Annotated in this window: 13 protein-coding genes and 2 pseudogenes; 2 read left to right on the top strand and 13 right to left on the bottom strand. The window is 67.6% G+C overall.

Going from position 1 to position 16,582, the window contains the following annotated elements; translation table 11 throughout:
• Window positions 1–14: 14 nt before the first annotated feature.
• The 5 genes and pseudogenes from ACHMXB_RS19000 to lysS all read right to left on the bottom strand — a co-directional run bounded on the left by ACHMXB_RS19000 (window position 15) and on the right by lysS (window position 7,436).
• Complete coding sequence (locus ACHMXB_RS19000) at window positions 15–2,150, bottom strand: prolyl oligopeptidase family serine peptidase (RefSeq protein WP_395400929.1); 2,136 nt, start codon at window positions 2,148–2,150, stop codon at window positions 15–17.
• 191 nt (window positions 2,151–2,341) lie between these two features.
• Window positions 2,342–4,835: pseudogene (locus ACHMXB_RS18995) on the bottom strand (ATP-dependent Clp protease ATP-binding subunit).
• A 409-nt stretch (window positions 4,836–5,244) separates the two neighbouring features.
• Window positions 5,245–5,571 (bottom strand): Lsr2 family protein, encoded by a 327-nt coding sequence (locus ACHMXB_RS18990; protein ID WP_214857685.1) that lies wholly within the window; start codon window positions 5,569–5,571, stop codon window positions 5,245–5,247.
• A gap of 137 nt (window positions 5,572–5,708) precedes the next feature.
• Window positions 5,709–5,895 (bottom strand): annotated as a pseudogene (locus tag ACHMXB_RS18985) (hypothetical protein).
• Between the two features lie 2 nt (window positions 5,896–5,897).
• Window positions 5,898–7,436: a lysine--tRNA ligase gene (gene lysS, locus ACHMXB_RS18980; protein WP_395400927.1), complete on the bottom strand. Its 1,539-nt coding sequence runs from the start codon at window positions 7,434–7,436 to the stop codon at window positions 5,898–5,900.
• 104 nt (window positions 7,437–7,540) lie between these two features.
• Here lysS and ACHMXB_RS18975 point away from each other — a divergent pair, with 104 nt between their 5' ends.
• Together ACHMXB_RS18975 and ACHMXB_RS18970 are read left to right on the top strand one after the other, a co-directional pair.
• Window positions 7,541–8,506 (top strand): alpha/beta fold hydrolase, encoded by a 966-nt coding sequence (locus ACHMXB_RS18975; RefSeq protein ID WP_395400925.1) that lies wholly within the window; start codon window positions 7,541–7,543, stop codon window positions 8,504–8,506.
• A gap of 76 nt (window positions 8,507–8,582) precedes the next feature.
• The gene (locus tag ACHMXB_RS18970; protein ID WP_395400923.1) at window positions 8,583–9,419 is read left to right on the top strand and encodes an alpha/beta fold hydrolase; all 837 of its coding nucleotides are present in this window, start codon (window positions 8,583–8,585) and stop codon (window positions 9,417–9,419) included.
• A gap of 82 nt (window positions 9,420–9,501) precedes the next feature.
• Here ACHMXB_RS18970 and ACHMXB_RS18965 read toward each other — a convergent pair whose 3' ends face one another.
• The 8 genes from ACHMXB_RS18965 to folB form a co-directional block, all read right to left on the bottom strand.
• Window positions 9,502–11,013, bottom strand: a complete 1,512-nt coding sequence (locus ACHMXB_RS18965) for a DHA2 family efflux MFS transporter permease subunit (RefSeq protein ID WP_395400921.1) — start codon at window positions 11,011–11,013, stop codon at window positions 9,502–9,504.
• Window positions 11,014–11,175: 162 nt separating this feature from the next.
• Window positions 11,176–12,105: a 4-phosphopantoate--beta-alanine ligase gene (locus tag ACHMXB_RS18960; RefSeq protein ID WP_395400919.1), complete on the bottom strand. Its 930-nt coding sequence runs from the start codon at window positions 12,103–12,105 to the stop codon at window positions 11,176–11,178.
• 32 nt (window positions 12,106–12,137) lie between these two features.
• Entirely contained in the window at window positions 12,138–13,055 is a 918-nt protein-coding gene (locus tag ACHMXB_RS18955) for a Rossmann-like and DUF2520 domain-containing protein (protein WP_395400917.1), read from the bottom strand.
• Window positions 13,048–14,580: a PH domain-containing protein gene (locus ACHMXB_RS18950; RefSeq protein WP_395400915.1), complete on the bottom strand. Its 1,533-nt coding sequence runs from the start codon at window positions 14,578–14,580 to the stop codon at window positions 13,048–13,050. The genes ACHMXB_RS18955 and ACHMXB_RS18950 overlap by 8 nt, the downstream gene beginning before the upstream one ends.
• A complete protein-coding gene (locus tag ACHMXB_RS18945; RefSeq protein WP_395400913.1) occupies window positions 14,577–15,089 on the bottom strand; it encodes a PH domain-containing protein in 513 nt (170 codons plus the stop codon). Before ACHMXB_RS18945 ends, ACHMXB_RS18950 begins: the two co-directional genes overlap by 4 nt.
• Window positions 15,070–15,597 carry a DUF3180 domain-containing protein gene (locus tag ACHMXB_RS18940; RefSeq protein WP_111903209.1) on the bottom strand — a complete coding sequence of 176 codons (528 nt, stop codon included), beginning with the start codon at window positions 15,595–15,597 and terminating at the stop codon, window positions 15,070–15,072. Before ACHMXB_RS18940 ends, ACHMXB_RS18945 begins: the two co-directional genes overlap by 20 nt.
• Window positions 15,594–16,205, bottom strand: a complete 612-nt coding sequence (gene folK / locus ACHMXB_RS18935) for a 2-amino-4-hydroxy-6-hydroxymethyldihydropteridine diphosphokinase (RefSeq protein ID WP_395400911.1) — start codon at window positions 16,203–16,205, stop codon at window positions 15,594–15,596. The genes ACHMXB_RS18940 and folK overlap by 4 nt, the downstream gene beginning before the upstream one ends.
• The gene (folB, locus tag ACHMXB_RS18930) at window positions 16,202–16,561 is read right to left on the bottom strand and encodes a dihydroneopterin aldolase (protein ID WP_102973367.1); all 360 of its coding nucleotides are present in this window, start codon (window positions 16,559–16,561) and stop codon (window positions 16,202–16,204) included. Before folB ends, folK begins: the two co-directional genes overlap by 4 nt.
• Window positions 16,562–16,582: the final 21 nt, after the last annotated feature.

Genomic DNA, 16,582 nt, shown 5'->3' with positions numbered 1-16,582 from the left:
CTCCGGACTGGAGGTCAGAGGCCCAGATCCGCCGGCAGCTCGATATCCTCCCCGAGGACGTTCCTGGCCAGGAAGTGTTCAACCACTCCATACCAGACCTTGGCGTGCTGCGGCTGCAGGATCCAGTGGTTCTCGTCGGGATAGAAGAGGAACCGGTGGCTGGTCTGCCCTTTCTCGTCGGACGCGAGCTGGGACTTGGAGAGCAGCTCGTACCAGAGCCGCAGGCCCTCCCCGATGGGCACCCGGTAGTCTTTGTCTCCGTGGATGACCAGCATGGGCGTCCGGATCTTCTCGACGTGCAGGTGCGGGGAGTTTTCCAGCGCCATCTCCGCCGTCATCTCCTTGAGCCAGTACTGCGACGCGTCGGTGGTGGGCCCGAACTGGTCCAGCGCCCACAGGCTGGCGTGGGTGACGATCGCCTTGAAGCGGTCCGTCTGCCCGGCCACCCAGTTGGCCATGTAGCCGCCGAAGGAGCCACCCATCGCGGCCGTGCGGCTTTCGTCGATGTCCGGCCGCTGCACCACCGCATCCGTGACGGCCATGAGATCCGTGAACGGCGCCTTGCCCCAGCCGCCCCAGCCGCGCTGGATGTACTCCTGCCCGTAGCCCGTGGACAGGGCAGGGTCTGGCAGCAGGACAGCGTACCCCCGGGCGGTGAGCAGCCACGGGTTCCAGCGCCACGTCCACGCATTCCAGGATCCCAGCGGTCCGCCGTGGATCCACAGCAGCAGCGGCGCGGGGCTCTCGGCGGAGGCGCCGGCCGGCAGGGCCAGGTAGGCGGGCACGCGGGTGCCGTCGGCCGCCGTCGCCTCAACCCGCTCCAACCGCCCCTCGGTTTGCGGCCGTTCCGCCGGGGACGGCAGCCGTGTGACGTCCCCGGTGGCGAGGTCGATCCGGACAGGCTCGGCCGGGAACTCGTACGAGCTCCGCAGCGCATAGGCGCTGCGGCCATCGGGTGAGACGACGACGTCGGTGTAGGCCGCCGGGTCCGGCGTCACCCGGGTGACACTCCCCCGGGCGGCGCTCTCCCGGGCGGCAACTGCCGCAACGTTGACGCTGAAAACGGGCGATGCGCCGTCGTCGTCTGCCGTGACAAGGAGGGCGGAACCGTCCGGGAGCCACGCCTCCGGGTGGGGCCAGCGGTCCCACTCTTGTGCCAGGGGCTGCAGGTCCTCCGGACCGGCTTCCCCGGTCACATCGAGGAGATGCAGCTTGACCCGCGGTGCCTGCTGCGGCGTTGTGTCGCTTTCACTGACGACGGCGAGCAGGCCGCCGTCGGGGCTGACCGGACCGGGAAAGTAGTTCATGCCCTCCTCGTCGAGGAGGACCCGCTGAGTGCCGGTGGCGACGTCAACGGCGACCAGGACCGAGCGCAGGTCCGCCTTCGGCAGCGGCCTCAACAGGCTCGTGTAGATGGTCTTTCCGTCCGGGCTGACCACCGAGACGGCCTCCCGGAGGCGGGAGCCCGCGTCCGGGGTGAGGTTGCGCAGCGTAAGCGGCGCGGCGCTGTCCACAGTGGAGGGTTTGCCGGGTTCCGGCTCGGGCCCCGGCTCCACCGCGAAGAGCCGCGGCTGGGCAGGGCCGAGGTCCGCGTCCCAGTACCGCACCGGATACTCGCTGTGCAGGATGGCCGCCACCTTGTTGTCCTTGCGGCTCTTGCGGCGCCCGGCGTCGGCCTCCTCGTCGCGGGAGCCGGCAAGAACGGAGGCGGTGACGAAGGCCGCGTTGGCGTCCCTGGCCGCCATGACCTTGTCCACGCCGCCGGCCCGCGACAGCACCACGCGGGCCTCGCCGCCGTCCGCGGGGAGGACCCAGAGCGCAGTGACGGGATCGGCGTCGGCCTCCCGGTCCGGATCCGGTCGGGCGGACGTGAAGTAGACGTCGCCGTTGGCCGCGAACGCGGCGCCGGCTTCGCCCTTGGCGCTGCGGGTAATCCTGCGGGCCTGCTTCCTGCCCGCCGGGTCAAGCTCCCACAGCGCCGTGCCGTACTCGGTGCCCTTGCTGTTCAGCGTGGCGACCGTGGTCACCAGCCGCCGGCCGTCGGGGCTGATCGCCAGGCCACTGACGCGCGGGATCGCCAGGTAGTGGTCGAGGTCGTGGAAGGGTGTCGCCGGTTGCTCACGCAGGATCGCTGCATCATCAGTTGACATGTGCCGATTCAACACCTCCTGTGCGCTACATCACAGAAGGGTTCACTATTGGTGAACCCTTCCATTCAGCACCTCTTTAGCCGGCGGGGCGCAAGCAAAAAGCCCCGCCGGCTCCCTTTCGGGGGCTGGCGGGGCCTCTTGGCGCTGGAGTGCGGCTGGGTGCTGGGCAGCTGGGGGCTGGGCGCCCAGTGCTAGGCGGTGGGGGCGATTTCCGGGATGCGCGGCTTGGCATTTCCGGCGAAGGTGAACTTCGCGTCGTCGCCTTCGCCGTCCACATCCACCACCACGATGTCGCCGGGGTGCAGCTCGCCGAAGAGGATCTTCTCGGAGAGCTGGTCCTCGATCTCGCGCTGGATGGTGCGGCGCAGCGGCCGGGCACCCATGGCTGGATCGTAGCCGCGGGTGGCCAGGAGCACCTTGGCTGTCTTGGTCAGCTCGATACCCATGTCCTTGTCCTTGAGGCGCTTCTCCAGGCGCGTCACGAACATGTCCACGATCTCGATGATCTCGTCCTGCGTCAGCTGCGGGAACACCACGACGTCGTCAACACGGTTGAGGAACTCGGGGCGGAAGTGCTGCTTGAGCTCCTCCGTGACCCGGGCGCGCATCCGGTTGTAGCCGGTCTGGGTGTCCGTGCCGGACTGGAAGCCGGTGGCAACGCTCTTGGAGATGTCCCGGGTTCCGAGGTTCGTGGTCATGATGATCACGGTGTTCTTGAAGTCCACCACGCGGCCCTGGGAGTCGGTCAGGCGGCCGTCTTCCAGGATCTGCAGCAGCGAGTTGAAGAGGTCCGCGTGGGCCTTTTCCACTTCGTCGAACAGGACCACTGAGAACGGACGGCGGCGGACCTTCTCGGTCAGCTGCCCGCCCTCTTCATAGCCGACGTAACCCGGAGGGGCACCGAAGAGGCGCGATACCGTGTGCTTCTCGGAGTACTCGGACATGTCCAGCGTGATGAGGGCGTCCTCTTCGCCGAACAGGAACTCCGCGAGGGCCTTGGCGAGTTCGGTCTTGCCGACGCCGGTGGGGCCGGCGAAGATGAACGATCCGCCCGGACGCTTCGGGTCCTTCAGGCCTGCACGGGTGCGGCGGATGGCCTGGGACAGGGCCTTGATGGCCTCGTCCTGGCCGACGACGCGCTTGTGCAGCTCGTCTTCCATCTTCAGCAGGCGCGAGGATTCTTCCTCGGTCAGCTTGAAGACCGGAATGCCCGTGGAGTTCGCGAGGACTTCGGCGATCAGGTCCTCGTCCACCTCGGAGATGTCGTCCATGCCGCCGGTCTTCCAGTGGCGTTCCTTCTCGGAGCGCTCGGTGATGAGCTTCTGCTCCTTGTCGCGCAGCGCGGCAGCACCCTCGAAGTCCTGCGCGTCAATGGCGGACTCCTTCTCCATCTTCAGCTCGGAGATGCGCTCGTCCATCTCCTTGAGCTCCGGCGGAGCGGTCATTCGGCGGATGCGGAGCCGGGCGCCCGCTTCGTCGATGAGGTCGATCGCCTTGTCCGGCAGGAACCGGTCCGAGATGTAGCGTTCGGAGAGGTTCGCGGCCGAGGCGAGGGCACCGTCGGTGATGGTGACGCGGTGGTGTGCCTCGTAGCGGTCCCGCAGGCCCTTGAGGATTTCGATTGCGTGAGCAACCGAAGGCTCTTTGACCTGGATGGGCTGGAAGCGGCGCTCGAGGGCGGCGTCCTTCTCGATGTGCTTGCGGTACTCGTCCAGCGTGGTGGCACCGATGGTCTGCAGCTCGCCGCGGGCCAACATCGGCTTCAGGATCGAGGCCGCGTCGATGGCGCCTTCGGCGGCACCGGCACCCACGAGGGTGTGGATCTCGTCAATGAAGAGGATGATGTCGCCGCGGGTGCGGATTTCCTTAAGGACCTTCTTCAGGCGCTCTTCAAAGTCACCACGGTAGCGGGAGCCGGCAACGAGGGAGCCAAGGTCCAGCGTGTAGAGCTGCTTGTCCTTGATGGTCTCCGGCACGTCGCCGCGCACGATCGCCTGGGCCAGGCCCTCGACGACGGCGGTCTTGCCGACGCCGGGCTCGCCGATCAGCACGGGGTTGTTCTTGGTGCGGCGGGAAAGGACCTGCATGACGCGTTCCATTTCCTGCTCGCGTCCGATCACAGGGTCCAGCTTGTTCTCGCGGGCAGCCTGCGTCAGGTTCCGGCCGAACTGGTCCAGCACAACAGAGCCGGCGGGGGGTACCCTCTGCCTGGCTCTGGCCGACGCCGGCGCCGGTGGTCTCTTTGCCCTGGTAGCCGGAGAGCAGCTGGATGACCTGCTGGCGGACCCGGTTCAGGTCAGCGCCGAGCTTCACCAGCACCTGTGCTGCCACACCCTCACCCTCGCGGATGAGTCCCAGCAGGATGTGCTCCGTGCCGATGTAGTTGTGGCCGAGCTGCAGGGCTTCGCGCAGCGAAAGCTCCAGCACCTTCTTTGCACGCGGCGTGAAGGGGATGTGGCCCGAGGGAGCCTGCTGGCCCTGGCCGATGATCTCCTGCACCTGCTCGCGGACGCCGTCGAGCGAAATGCTCAAGGACTCAAGAGCTTTGGCGGCAACGCCCTCACCCTCATGGATCAGACCCAAGAGGATGTGTTCGGTACCAATGTAATTGTGGTTCAGCATGCGTGCCTCTTCTTGGGCAAGCACAACTACGCGACGGGCACGGTCCGTAAATCGCTCAAACATTTCGCCACACTCCTAGCTACGACGTACTTTGATGCTACGTGGGAGAAGCCTGACTTGGGGAGCTTGTTCGCCACAGGGGAAACCGGGGGCCTTGCGCAGGTCCGGGCAGCTGCCGTACCAGCCTTGCGGCGCAATGCCGCTGCAGGCTTTGAATACCATCGGACTGCCACCCGGCGGGCAATTACCGCTTTCCCTTGGCGGGGTGTTGGAAATCACCCGGGACGGAATGTCCCAAAGGCCCGGGATTAGCCGGCACATCGATAACCGCTTGGCGGGCGGCCCTGAATAACGGCCGTTCTGTTTATTGCTGACGGCAACGGCCCGTTAAAGCGCGGCGCCCCCGTCAACCGGGGGCGCCGCACGTATGTCCAGAACATTTTGTGCACTAACGGGTTGTCAGGGCACCGGGCTAGGAATTGGCCTTTTGGTAGGCTTCCTGGATTTCTGCCTGAATACGGCCGCGCGCGTTTACGGTGTAACCGTGATCCCGCGCCCACTGGCGTATCTGGGCGGAGTCCTGGTTGCGTCCACCCGATGCCTTGGCACGGGCAGGCCGGCCGCCGGATGTTTTGCGGCCCGCTGAAACAAAGCGTTCCAGCGATGACCGCAGTTCTGAAGCATTGGCCGAGGACAGGTCAATTTCATAACCAACGCCATCCAGGCCGAAGCGAACGGTTTCGTCCGCAGATCCCCCATCCAGATCGTCCACAAGGACGATATTGACTTTCTGTGCCATCAAAAATCTCTCTTTTGGAAAGGACGTGTAATCAGATAAGCAGGATGTATCTACCTGAAGTATCTCCCCCGATAAGGGAACGCGTCAAAACACGCAATGGTTCCTTGGGGATAACTGGAGGTATTAAAAGTCGCCTGTTATTTGTCTGATTTGGTCGGCGGCTCGGGAGAATCATCTCCGCCGGCCGCCTGCGCGTCGGCTTCAGCCTGTGCGCGGGCTTCGGCCTGGCGTTCGGCCTTGTCCGCGTTAAAATATCGACTTCATGGCGAACCAGAAGATCAGGCCAACCACCAGCGAGGGCAGCAGGACGGCGACATAGTCCATCATCAGTGGCCTTCGGGCTTGAGGAGGGGGAAGAGAATTGTTTCGCGAATGCCCGCGCCGGTAAACAGCATGACCAGGCGGTCGATGCCCAGGCCTATGCCGCCCATGGGCGGTGCACCGTATTCCAGGGCGCGGAGGAAGTCCTCGTCCAGCTGCATGGCCTCGACGTCGCCGGCGGCGGCGTGCCTGGACTGCTCGGTGAGGCGTTCGCGCTGGATGACCGGGTCAATGAGCTCGGAGAATGCGGTGCCGCGTTCCATGCCGCCGATGATCAGGTCCCAGGCCTCGATCAGGCGGCCGTCTTCCCGGTGCGGGCGGGCCAGCGGCTGGGCGGACGGCGGGTAGTCGTAGACAAACGTGGGGTTCAGCAGGGTGGGTTCCACGATTTCACCGAAGAGTTCCACGGCCAGCTTCTCGGCGTCCCACTTGGGATCGACCTTGACATCGTGCTTCCCGGCCACGGCGCGCAGCTCCTCGAGCGTGGTGTCGGGGGTGATCTCCTGGCCCACCGCCTCGGAAAGCCCCGGGTACACGGCCACCCAGGCCCAGTCGCCGTCGAGGTTAATCTCCCCGGCTTCGGTCTGGAGCACGCGTCCGGCACCCACGGCGTCCGCGGCGTCCAGGATGATCTCCTTGATGCGCTCCGCCATGACGAACTGGTCCGCCCAAGCCTCGTAGCACTCAAGCGTGGTGAACTCCGGGCTGTGGGTTGAGTCCACGCCCTCGTTCCGGAACACGCGGCCCATGTCATAGACGCGGTCGATGCCGCCCACGACGGCGCGCTTGAGGTACAGCTCGGTGGCGATGCGCAGCGTCATCTTCTGGTCGAACGCGTTCATGTGCGTCTCGAACGGCCGGGCGAGGGCGCCGCCGTGGACCAGCTGCAGGATGGGCGTTTCCACCTCGACGTAGGTGTGGCGGAACAGGGTCTCGCGGATGGAGCGGGTGATGGCGGCGCGGGTGTACACCATCTCGCGGGCCTCGTCGCGGACCATCAGGTCCACGTAGCGCTGGCGGACGCGGGTTTCCTCGTTGAGTTCGGCGTGCAGCACGGGCAGCGGGCGGAGCGCCTTGGAGGCCATGGACCAGGACTCAGCCATGACGGAGAGTTCACCGCGGCGCGAGGAGATAACTTCGCCCCTGATGAAAACGTGGTCGCCCAGGTCTACCAGGGCCTTCCAGTCGGCGAGGGCCTCTTCGCCCACGTTCGCCAGGCTGAGCATGGCCTGCAGCCGGGTGCCCTTGCCGTCCGTGCCGCCTTCCTGCAACGTGGCGAAGCACAGCTTGCCGGTGTTCCGGACAAACACCACGCGGCCGGTGACGCCGACGACGTCGCCGGTGGTCTCGTCGGCCTGCAGGTGGGCGTACTTTTCGCGGATTTCGCTGAGCGAGTGCGTGCGCTCAACACCCACCGGGTACGCCTCCGTCCCACGTTCGATCAGCTTGGCGCGCTTCTCCATGCGGATGCGCATCTGTTCGCTGGCGTCGAGCGGTTCTGGGGAGTTCTTGGGGGCGGGGGTGTTTTGGGAAGTCACAGTCATCAAGTTTACCTTGGAGTTTTTGTCCAGATATTCGGACTTCCGAGGCCATTTGGGCACGATATCTGGACAGAAACTCAAAAGGGGGTGGGGCATAGACTCGGGCTGTGGAGACCTGGACAGTTGAGACGGACGACGACGGCAGCCGCCTTGAGGTGCACTCCTTCAGGCCCGCCGCACCCACCGGTGCCGAAGGGAATAATTCTGCCGGCAACCCCGGCGGCAACTCCGGCAGCAGCACCTCCGCGAATGGCGACCCAACCCCGGTGACGGCGCCCGGCGTCGTCGTTATTCACGGAACACTGGTGACCGACGCGCTGTACCGGCCGTTCGCCCGCAACCTGAGCCTCCTGCTGAGCCGGCCGGTGCACTGCTACAACCGGCGCGGCCGCGCCGGTTCCGCGCCGCAGCCGGACGACTATTCGGTCGAGACCGAGATCCGGGACCTCGCCGCCGTGATGAAGGCGACGGGTTCTGAAGACGTAGTGGCGCACAGCTTCGGCGGCTTCGTGGCACTCCAGGCGGCACGCGACATGCCGCTGCGCAGGCTCGTCACGTACGACGCCGCCGTGTCCCTCTCCGGCAACCTGCACCACCGCTGGCGGCCGGAACTGGAGCAGGCCGTGACGGACGGGCAGCTCAACCATGCCTGGGCGCACCTGGTGCAGGGGCTGGCCACGGCCGGCCCGCTGTCGTACCTGCCCCTCGGCGCGCTGCGGATGCTCAGCATCATGTCTGCCCGGACCAGCGTCGGCGCGGAAATGCGAGAGCTGCTGCCCACCGCCGTCAAGGAAATGCGGGCCGTGCTCGACGCCGACGCGGAGCTCGCGGATTTCAAGGAACTGGCCACGCCCACGCTCATGCTCAGCGGCGGCTGGAGCCCGGGATACTTCGCAGACACCGGCCGCCAGCTGGCCTCGGCCGTGCCGGCAATCGACTTCGCGGTGGTTCCGGGCCAGCTGCACGAGGGGCCGATCCGGCCGGGCAAACGCCTGGCCATCCGCATCGCCCGTTTCCTGAACGGCACCGACGGGACCATCACTCCGCAGAGCAGGAAGCGCCGGCGCGGGTAGCCAGGGCCGGCGGCAAGGGCCGGCAGCTGGTCATGGCCGGCTGTCGGCACACGCCGGCCTCCGATAGGCTCGGAGCATGACTCGCGAGATCATCAGCACACCCGACGGCGGCAAGCTCGAGCTGTTCAGCACGGGCGCTGAGCTGGCCACGGCCGGCTCCGGCGTGGTTGTGGTTACGGCCTCCATGGTGACGGCGGCGGACTACACCCGCTTCGCGCAGAAGCTCAGCGCCTCCCTCGGCCGGCCGGTGCACACGTTCAACCGCCGCGGCCGGGGCGCCTCCTCCGAGCAGGCCGGCGACTACACCCTGGACGTTGACATCCGCGACCTCGATACGGTCATGAAGCACACCGACAGCACCGACGTCTTCGGCCACAGCTTCGGCGGAGCCGTGGCCATCCACGCGGCCAGGACCCTGCCGGTGGAGCGGCTCGCCGTGTACGACCCCGCAGTCTCGGTCAACCACAGCGTCACGGCCAACTGGACCACCGAGTACGAACGGGCGACGGCCACTGGCGACGACGACCGCGCCCTGGCCGTCCTGCTCCGCGGGCTCGAGGCCGAAAGCGCCTTCTCCTCCCGCATGCCGCTGTCCATGATGACCCTCGCCAACAAGCTGACGGCGGGAACCACGGTGGGCAAGCAGATGCGCGAAATGATGCGCACCGGCGTCCGGGAGATCAAGGCAATCATTGCCGCGGACATGCCGGCCGAACCGTTCCTGGCCCTGCCGCTGGAGACGCTCATCATCGTCGGCGAGAAGAGCCCGGCCTACTTCGGCGTGGCGTGCGGCCAGATCCACGACGTCCTCTCCGGCTCCAGCTACACCATCCTGCCCGGCTTCGGGCACGACGGCGTCAACCGCGCCCCGGACAGGCTTATCACCGAGCTCAGCGAGTTCTTCGCGGGCTAATAAAGCAACGCGGGGTCACTTCGCGCCCAATGAACCCTCCGGTTTGGGCGCGAAATGACCCCGCGTTGCTCTTGCTGTGGTGCTAGTGGGCCGCGGGTGCGCCTTCGGCGCCTGCCGTCTTCCGCATCATGGTGGAGAGGACGACGGCGGCAACGGCTATGACGGTCGCCGTGAGGAACGCTGCGTTCATGCCCGCAACGAGGCCGGAGCCCGCCGAAACGACCGCAAAGATGGATACGAGCAGCGCCGTGCCCGCCGCGCCGGCCACCTGCTGCAGGGTGCTCATAATGGCCGAGCCGTGCGAATACAGGTGCGGCGGCAGCGGGTTCAGCCCGGTGGTGAACGCGGGCGTGAAGAGCAGTGCCAGCCCGAAGCTGAGCCCGACGTGCAGGGTGACGATCCACCAGACCGGAGTGCCGGCGTCGAGCATCGAGAACTGCCACAGGGTCAGGACCATCAGCGAGGATCCGGTGACCGTGAGCGGCAGCGGCCCCACCTTGTCGAACAGCCGGCCGATCACCGGGCCGAGCAGGCCCATGGCGAGCCCGCCGGGCAGCAGGGCCAGGCCGGTCTCGAGGGACTGCAGGCCGCGGATTTCCTGCAGGTACAGCGGCAGCAGGATCACGGCGCCGAAGAGGGCCACCATGGCCACAACCATCAGCAGGACGGAGACGGTGAACATCCGGAAGTTGAAGGCCCGCAGGTCCAGCAGCGGGGCCTCGGACTTCTGCAGCCGGAGCTGGCGGAACGTGAATGCGGCAAGGCCGGCGACGCCAGCAACCAGGGCAACGATGGCCAGCGTGCTTGGGCCGCGGCTGCCGCCGTGGCCGCCGCCGATCTGGCTCAGGCCGTACACGAGGCCACCGAAGGCCGGGACGGTCAGCACCACGGAGAGGAAGTCGAGCCTGGACTTTTCTGTCTCGCCGACGTTGGTCAGGAACTTTGCGCCGATAGCCAGTGCTGCCAGCGCGATGGGAAGGACGAAGATGAACATGAAGCGCCAGGAGAAGTGCTGCAGGATGAACCCAGAGACGGTGGGCCCCATGGCCGGAGCAACGGAGATGGCGATGCTGACGTTGCCCATCACGGCGCCGCGGCGGGCCAGCGGCACCAGTGTGAGGATGGTGGTCATCAGCAGCGGAAGCATGATGGCGGTGCCGCCGGCCTGGATGATTCGTGCCAGCAGCAGGATCTCGTAACCGGGCGCCGCTGCGGCGAGCGCCGTACCGCCGGCGAACAGACCCATGGCCAGGAGGAAGACGGACCGCGTGGACAGCCGCTGCAGGATGAACCCGGTAGTCGGAATCACCACCGCCATGGTCAGCATGAACCCGGTGGAGAGCCACTGGACGGTGGGGGCATCGACGCGCAGGTCCACCATGAGCCGCTGCAGGGCAACGTTCATGATGGTTTCGTTCAGGATCACCACGAAGGTGGCCACCAAGAGCGTGACGATCACCGTTACGGACTCGCGGGACATCCTGTCCGAGGGCGGTGCTGCGGCCGGGGCCGGTGCTGCGGCCGGGGCTGCAACGGGAGCGGGAGGCTCCTGGGCAGGTTCGCCAGACGAATTGGACGTGACTTTGGTAGACATGGCGAGACCCTCAGGGTGTTGGAATTGGTGGCTGGCGGTCAGCGCCGCTGCAGACTCCAACAGTGTAGTGGCCGGACCCATTCCCGTACACGGGATTCAACCGGCGAGATTCAGGTCACCAGTGAATTGAGCGCCCGGCTCTCTATCCGGGCACTTTATCCGTCAGGAGCTGAGCGGCACGTTGTCGATCAGCCGCACGGCGCCCACCTTCGCGGCAACCAGTGCCAGACCTTCACCGCGGAAGGGTGTCTCGTGGCAGTTCTCGGCGAGCGGCTCCAGCGCGACGGGATCGACGACGTCGAGGTAGTCCAGCCGGACCAAGGGCTGGGACTCGATCAGGGCCCTGGCCGAATCGACATCAAGCGGCTCGTTCGCGTTCGCCCGCTCCTCAATGAGGCGCAGGGCGCGGGACAGGACCAGCGCTGCCTCGCGCTCCTCGCCGGAAAGGAAGCGGTTCCGGCTGGACAGCGCCAGCCCGTCGGTGTCGCGGGCAGTTGGCACGGCCACGATCTCCACGGGGAAATTCAGGTCGGCCACCATGCGGCGGACCAGGGCCAGCTGCTGGGCGTCCTTCTGCCCGAAGTAGGCGCGGTACGCCGGCAGCCCGCCGCCGGAGCCGGCAACGAAGGCGCGGCTGCCGGGCAGGCCGGTGCCGGGGATGCCCAGGTGCAGCAGCTTGGCCACCACGGTGAGCGCGCCGTCGAAGTGGCCGGGCCGGGAGGCGCCCTCCCATTTCTCCCCGAGCGGGCCGGACGTGATCCTGACCATCGGCGGGCCGTCGGGGTACATCTCCTCGACCGACGGTGCGAAGACCAGATCCACTCCCTGCTCCTCGAGCAGCGCCATGTCCGCCTCGAGAGTCCGAGGATACCGGTCCAGGTCCTGCGCCTCGCCGAACTGCAGCGGGTTCACAAAAATGGAGGCCACAACGACGTCATTCTGTTCGGCGGCGGTTCGCGCCAGCCGCCCGTGGCCCGCATGCAGGGCACCCATGGTTGGCACGAGGCCCAGGGAGGAGCCGTTCTTCTGTGTCAGCAGCAGTCGGCTTTGCGCACGGAGGGAGTCCGCCGTCGTTACGAGTCGGATTGCCATGTCAGTGTCCTCCCTTGGCCCCGTGGCCGGTTTCATGCACGGCCGTCATCCTGGCCGTCGTCGTCTGTGTCCTCAAGTGCGGTGCGAATATTGTCCGCCTGATCCGGCTTCAGGAGGCCCCGCCCTTCAGCGCGCCTGGCAGTGGCCTGCGCCATGGCGAGGTACGCCGTGAGGACGTCACCGCGGGTCCCGCCGTCGTGCTCCCGCAGCGCGCGGGCGTGCGCCTTCACTGTTCCGGCGTCCCCCCGCGCCACCGGGCCCGTCAGGGCCGATTCGCCGGAGGCGAGAGCGTTCTCCAGGGTCGCGCGCAGCAACGGCCCGAGCATGCGGTCCGGCGCCTCGACGCCCACCTCGGCCAGCAGCTGCGACGCCTGCGCCACCAGCGTGACCAAGTGGTTGGAACCGTGGGCCAGGGCCGCGTGGTAGATGGTGCGGTCACCCTCGGCGATCACCACGGGTTCGGCCCCCATCTCGACGACGAGCGCCTGGGCGATGGGAAGCATGGCGGCGTCGGCCGTGACCCCGAACGTGCAGTCCAGCAGCCGGGTCAGGTCGAGGCTCATGCCAGTGAAGGTCATGGCCGGGTGCAGCGCCAGCGGCACGGCACCGGCGGCCCGGACCGGATGCAGCACGCCGACCCCGAAGCGGCCTGATGTGTGCGCCACGAGCTGGCCGGGCTGCCACGCACCGAGCTTGGCCAGCCCCTCCACCAGCCCGCCGAGGGCATCGTCCGGAACGGCCAGGAGCACCAGTTCGGAACGCTCCACGATGTCCTGGATCTCCAGGACGGGAACGCCGGGCAGCAGGGTTTCGGCCCGTTCCCGGCTCGCGTCGGAGACGGCGGAAACCCCGACGACGGCGTGCTCGGCCGCGCGGAGCGCCGCACCGAGGACGGCGCCCACCTTGCCGGCGCCGATGATTCCGACGCCGAGGCGTCCTGGCTTAGCCACGTTGCGGACCTTCCTGTTGGGGTGCTGGAGTGCTGGGGCGCATTTCGGCCGGCTCGGTTTCGACACGCTCAATCAGCGGAGTCGAGACCGGAGCAACCTGGGCCAGCCACTGCTCGCTCGTCTGCCGCCGGCGGGCCGCCCTTGCGCGGGCTGCCTGCGCGTCGAAGAGCCCCTGCGCCTCCCGGAGGTCCGCCTGGATCACCCGTGGGGCGACCGGACCGGCAGTGGTGTGCAGCACGAGGTCGGCCAGCCCGAACCGGCGCGCCAGGGGTCCCTGCTGCAGGGCGATCGACTGCGTCCGCTGGTGCGGGACCACCACAAGCTGCCTCCACCAGCGGCCCGACCGCATGAGCAGCGCGGTGTCCGTGGCGGCGAAGGCATTGCGCCGCCAGCCGAGCGGCGCGAGCAGCCGCGCCCGGCGCGGTGTGGTGACAAAGCCGCCGTCGGAATCCAGTCCGTTCACACCGTGGTGGAAAACGCCCAGCGGATCAGCCGTTCCGGGGTCCGGCAGCACGAGGGCCATCATGTTCAGGACATCGCCCCACTTCCCCACCGGCAGCAGAGTGGTGCGGGAGCCCCCCTCGCCGTTGTTCGCCCCCGCCCCGTAACCGGCGGCGTTGACCTGCATCCGGTACCAGCCGAACAGGCGCCACAGCGGCGGCTGCGCCACCTTCAGCGCCTGGATCCGGCCCGGCGGCAGAGTCTGCGCCTGCGTGTCGAGCAGCCCGTACCGGAGCCGGATCCCGTCCGGGGAGATGGCCGCCGTGAAGTTGTAGCCCTTGTTGAACGAGCTCCAGTATGCGGCGACGAAACCCAGCGCCGCCGGAATCAGGTAAAGGAAGAAAGCCCTGTTCTCGGTGAGCGCGGACAGCACCACGGACGCCGCGGCACTCAGGACAATGAACACTGTCTGCTCGCTGAGCAGGAGCGAGCCAAACAGGCGCGACGGCGGGACCTGCAGGACCTGCTGCTCGGGCGCCTCGGGGGCGGCTGCTTCGGGCTGCGCGGGATCCAGCCGCACGCCCGAGGCGCGGGCCAGGATGGTGGCGCGCAGCTGGCGGGCATCGCCAATGCGCAGGTAGGCCAGGCGGACGGCCGACTCGCCGGCGTCGGCAACTTCGAACTTCAGTTCCGCGAGGCCAAAGATCCTGGCCAGCAGTGGCTGGACGATGTCGATGGCCTGGACCCGGTCCAGCCGCGCCTGCCGCTGCTGCTTGAACAGGAAGCCGGTGTTGACACGGACGTAGCCCTCCGCCACCTGGTACCTGGTGAAATACCAGGACAGGACGAAGCTGAGGACCGCCAGCACCAGCATCAATGCCCCGGCGCCCAGGAGCCACGGGGCGCGCCCCGCGAGGCGGTCATCGATCAGCGGCTGGCCCTGCAGCATCCGTTCAAAGCTGTCACGCCCGAAGAAGTACCCGATGGCGGCCAGCGCAACCCAGCCCCGGACAAACGGTGTCGCCGGGTGCACGCGCAGCCACTCGCCGTCGGGCTTTCCTGAAGCGAGGCCGCCGGCGCTCACAGCCCGGCCAGCCTGGCTTCGCCGCGCGCCGAGAGCTGTTCCCTGAGCCGGGCGCCTTCCGGGGCGGGAAGGCCGGGGATGCCGGCGTTGGTTCCGGCCGATGCCGTATGCAGCTTCAGGGTGCACAGGCCCAGCCCGCGTTCCACCGGTCCGGCGCTGATGTCCACGTACTGCATGCGGCCGTACGGCACCACCATGACGCGCTGGAAGAAGATGCCGCCGCGGATGAGGAGGTCGTCCTCGCGCTCCGCGTAGCCGATGGCCCGCACCTGCCGCGGGATCAGGACCAGGCGCCACAGCGCCAGCAGCAGCATGAAAGCCGGAAGGCCAATGGCCAGCCAGAGCGGCGGCCAGCGCCACCAGCCGAGCCGGACAAACACCAGCGGCAGGCTCAGCACGGCCACCATCACCAGGTTGCCGAGGGCCCACTCCACGAGCCGGACCGTGACGTACTTCGGGGACACGCGCAGCCAGGTGATCCCGGGAGGATCAATCGCCGCGGTAGGCATACTCGCCTTCCCCCTTGGCCTTGCCCCGGCCATGGCCCGGCAGGCCCTCTGGAGCGTCCGTCTCGCCGTCCTCCGGCGGGATCTTGCAGAAGCGTTCGACGACGAGCCCCACCACGATCATGACCAGCCCGCCGCCGGCCATGCCGAGGGCAAGCCAGGTGACGTCCAGCCCGCTGCGGATGCTCCAGAACCGCAGCTGGTCCAGGAAGATCCCGGCGTGCCAGCCCAGCAGCATCGCGCCGGTGTAGGCACAGGCCTGGGCGAGCACCAGCGTCCACGCCGCCAGGATGGGGTTCAGCATTTTCTTCTTTTTGCCGTTCCGCCAGCGGAGCACGCGGATGCCCAGCACCAGGGTCAGGGCCACGATCACGCCCATGGTGACCAGCGCCGTGGCCGGCAGGACCGGCGTGGCCATGCCGTAGCGGACGGTCAGGACGGCCGCGGACCAGCCGGCGATGGCCAGGGCAAGGCCCACGACGGCGAGCAGCAGCGGGCTAACGGGTTTCACGGCTGCTCCACCGCCCCGACGTCGGGCACGCCATCGAAGTCCCCGAAGCCGTCGAACGGCTTCAGGTCGGGGAAATCGGCAGCCCTGGCGGCCAGTTCCCCCACCGGCTGCCCGTTCAGGGTGGCCGAGGGGTCCATCTGGGACCAGGGGTAGAGCACGAAGGCCCGCACAGCGGCGAACGGGTGCGGGAGGGTCAGCACAGGGTCAGAACTTTCGAGGTCCCCGTAGACGATCACATCGACGTCGAGCGTGCGCGGACCCCAGTGGACCTCACGGACACGGTGGTGCTTGTTCTCCACCGACTGGCAGTGCCTGAGCAGTTCGAGCGGTTCCAGCGAGGTTTCGACCGAAATCACCATGTTGAGGAATTCCGGCTGCCCGGCGGGGCCACCGACGGCCTTGGTCTGCACTATCGGAGAGACGGCCAGGAGCCGCACCTCCGGGCGGTCCACGAGGTCTGCCACGGCCTCGGACAGCGTCTCGTTCCGCGCCCCGAGGTTGCTGCCCAGTGCCAGCACCGCGCGTGTGTAGGCGGTTTTGGCTGGCGCCTTCCCGTGCACCGGCTTCTCATGGACCGGCTTCTCATGCAGTGCGGGTGCCGGAGTCATGTCCGCTCCCGGTAGACGCTGACGGCGACGTCGCCGAAGGGAACCTCGATGGGCGCCTTCGGCTTGTGCACGGTGATCTCGACGGCCTGGATTTTGAATTCCTGGAGCAGGCCCTCGGCCATCCGCACCGCCAGTCCTTCTATCAGGTTCAGGGGCTCGCCGGTGATCCAGTCGGTGATCCGTCCGGCCACCTCGCCATAGTGGGCGGTGTCGCGCACATCGTCCGACGCCGCAGCCTGGCTGAAATCCAGGTGCAGCACGGCGTCCACAACAAACGGCTGGCCTTCGCGGCGCTCAAAATCGAACACCCCGTGGTAGCCGGTGGCGGTGACACCGGTCAGCGAGATCCTGTCCATGGCGGTTCTGCTCGGCCTTTC

This window comes from Arthrobacter sp. UC242_113, assembly GCF_044054585.1.
Lineage (GTDB): Bacteria > Actinomycetota > Actinomycetes > Actinomycetales > Micrococcaceae > Arthrobacter.
Note: the sequence above shows the minus strand (reverse complement) of the source record. Positions and strands in the feature narration are given on the sequence as shown.

Coding starts and splice junctions, on each gene's coding strand:
- folB (WP_102973367.1), bottom strand. CDS start 16,561: ATGGACAGGATCTCGCTGACCGGTGTCACCGCCACCGGCTACCACGGG.
- ACHMXB_RS18965 (WP_395400921.1), bottom strand. CDS start 11,013: ATGTCTACCAAAGTCACGTCCAATTCGTCTGGCGAACCTGCCCAGGAG.
- ACHMXB_RS19000 (WP_395400929.1), bottom strand. CDS start 2,150: ATGTCAACTGATGATGCAGCGATCCTGCGTGAGCAACCGGCGACACCC.
- ACHMXB_RS18960 (WP_395400919.1), bottom strand. CDS start 12,105: ATGGCAATCCGACTCGTAACGACGGCGGACTCCCTCCGTGCGCAAAGC.
- ACHMXB_RS18945 (WP_395400913.1), bottom strand. CDS start 15,089: ATGCCTACCGCGGCGATTGATCCTCCCGGGATCACCTGGCTGCGCGTG.
- ACHMXB_RS18970 (WP_395400923.1), top strand. CDS start 8,583: ATGACTCGCGAGATCATCAGCACACCCGACGGCGGCAAGCTCGAGCTG.
- folK (WP_395400911.1), bottom strand. CDS start 16,205: ATGACTCCGGCACCCGCACTGCATGAGAAGCCGGTCCATGAGAAGCCG.
- lysS (WP_395400927.1), bottom strand. CDS start 7,436: ATGACTGTGACTTCCCAAAACACCCCCGCCCCCAAGAACTCCCCAGAA.
- ACHMXB_RS18990 (WP_214857685.1), bottom strand. CDS start 5,571: ATGGCACAGAAAGTCAATATCGTCCTTGTGGACGATCTGGATGGGGGA.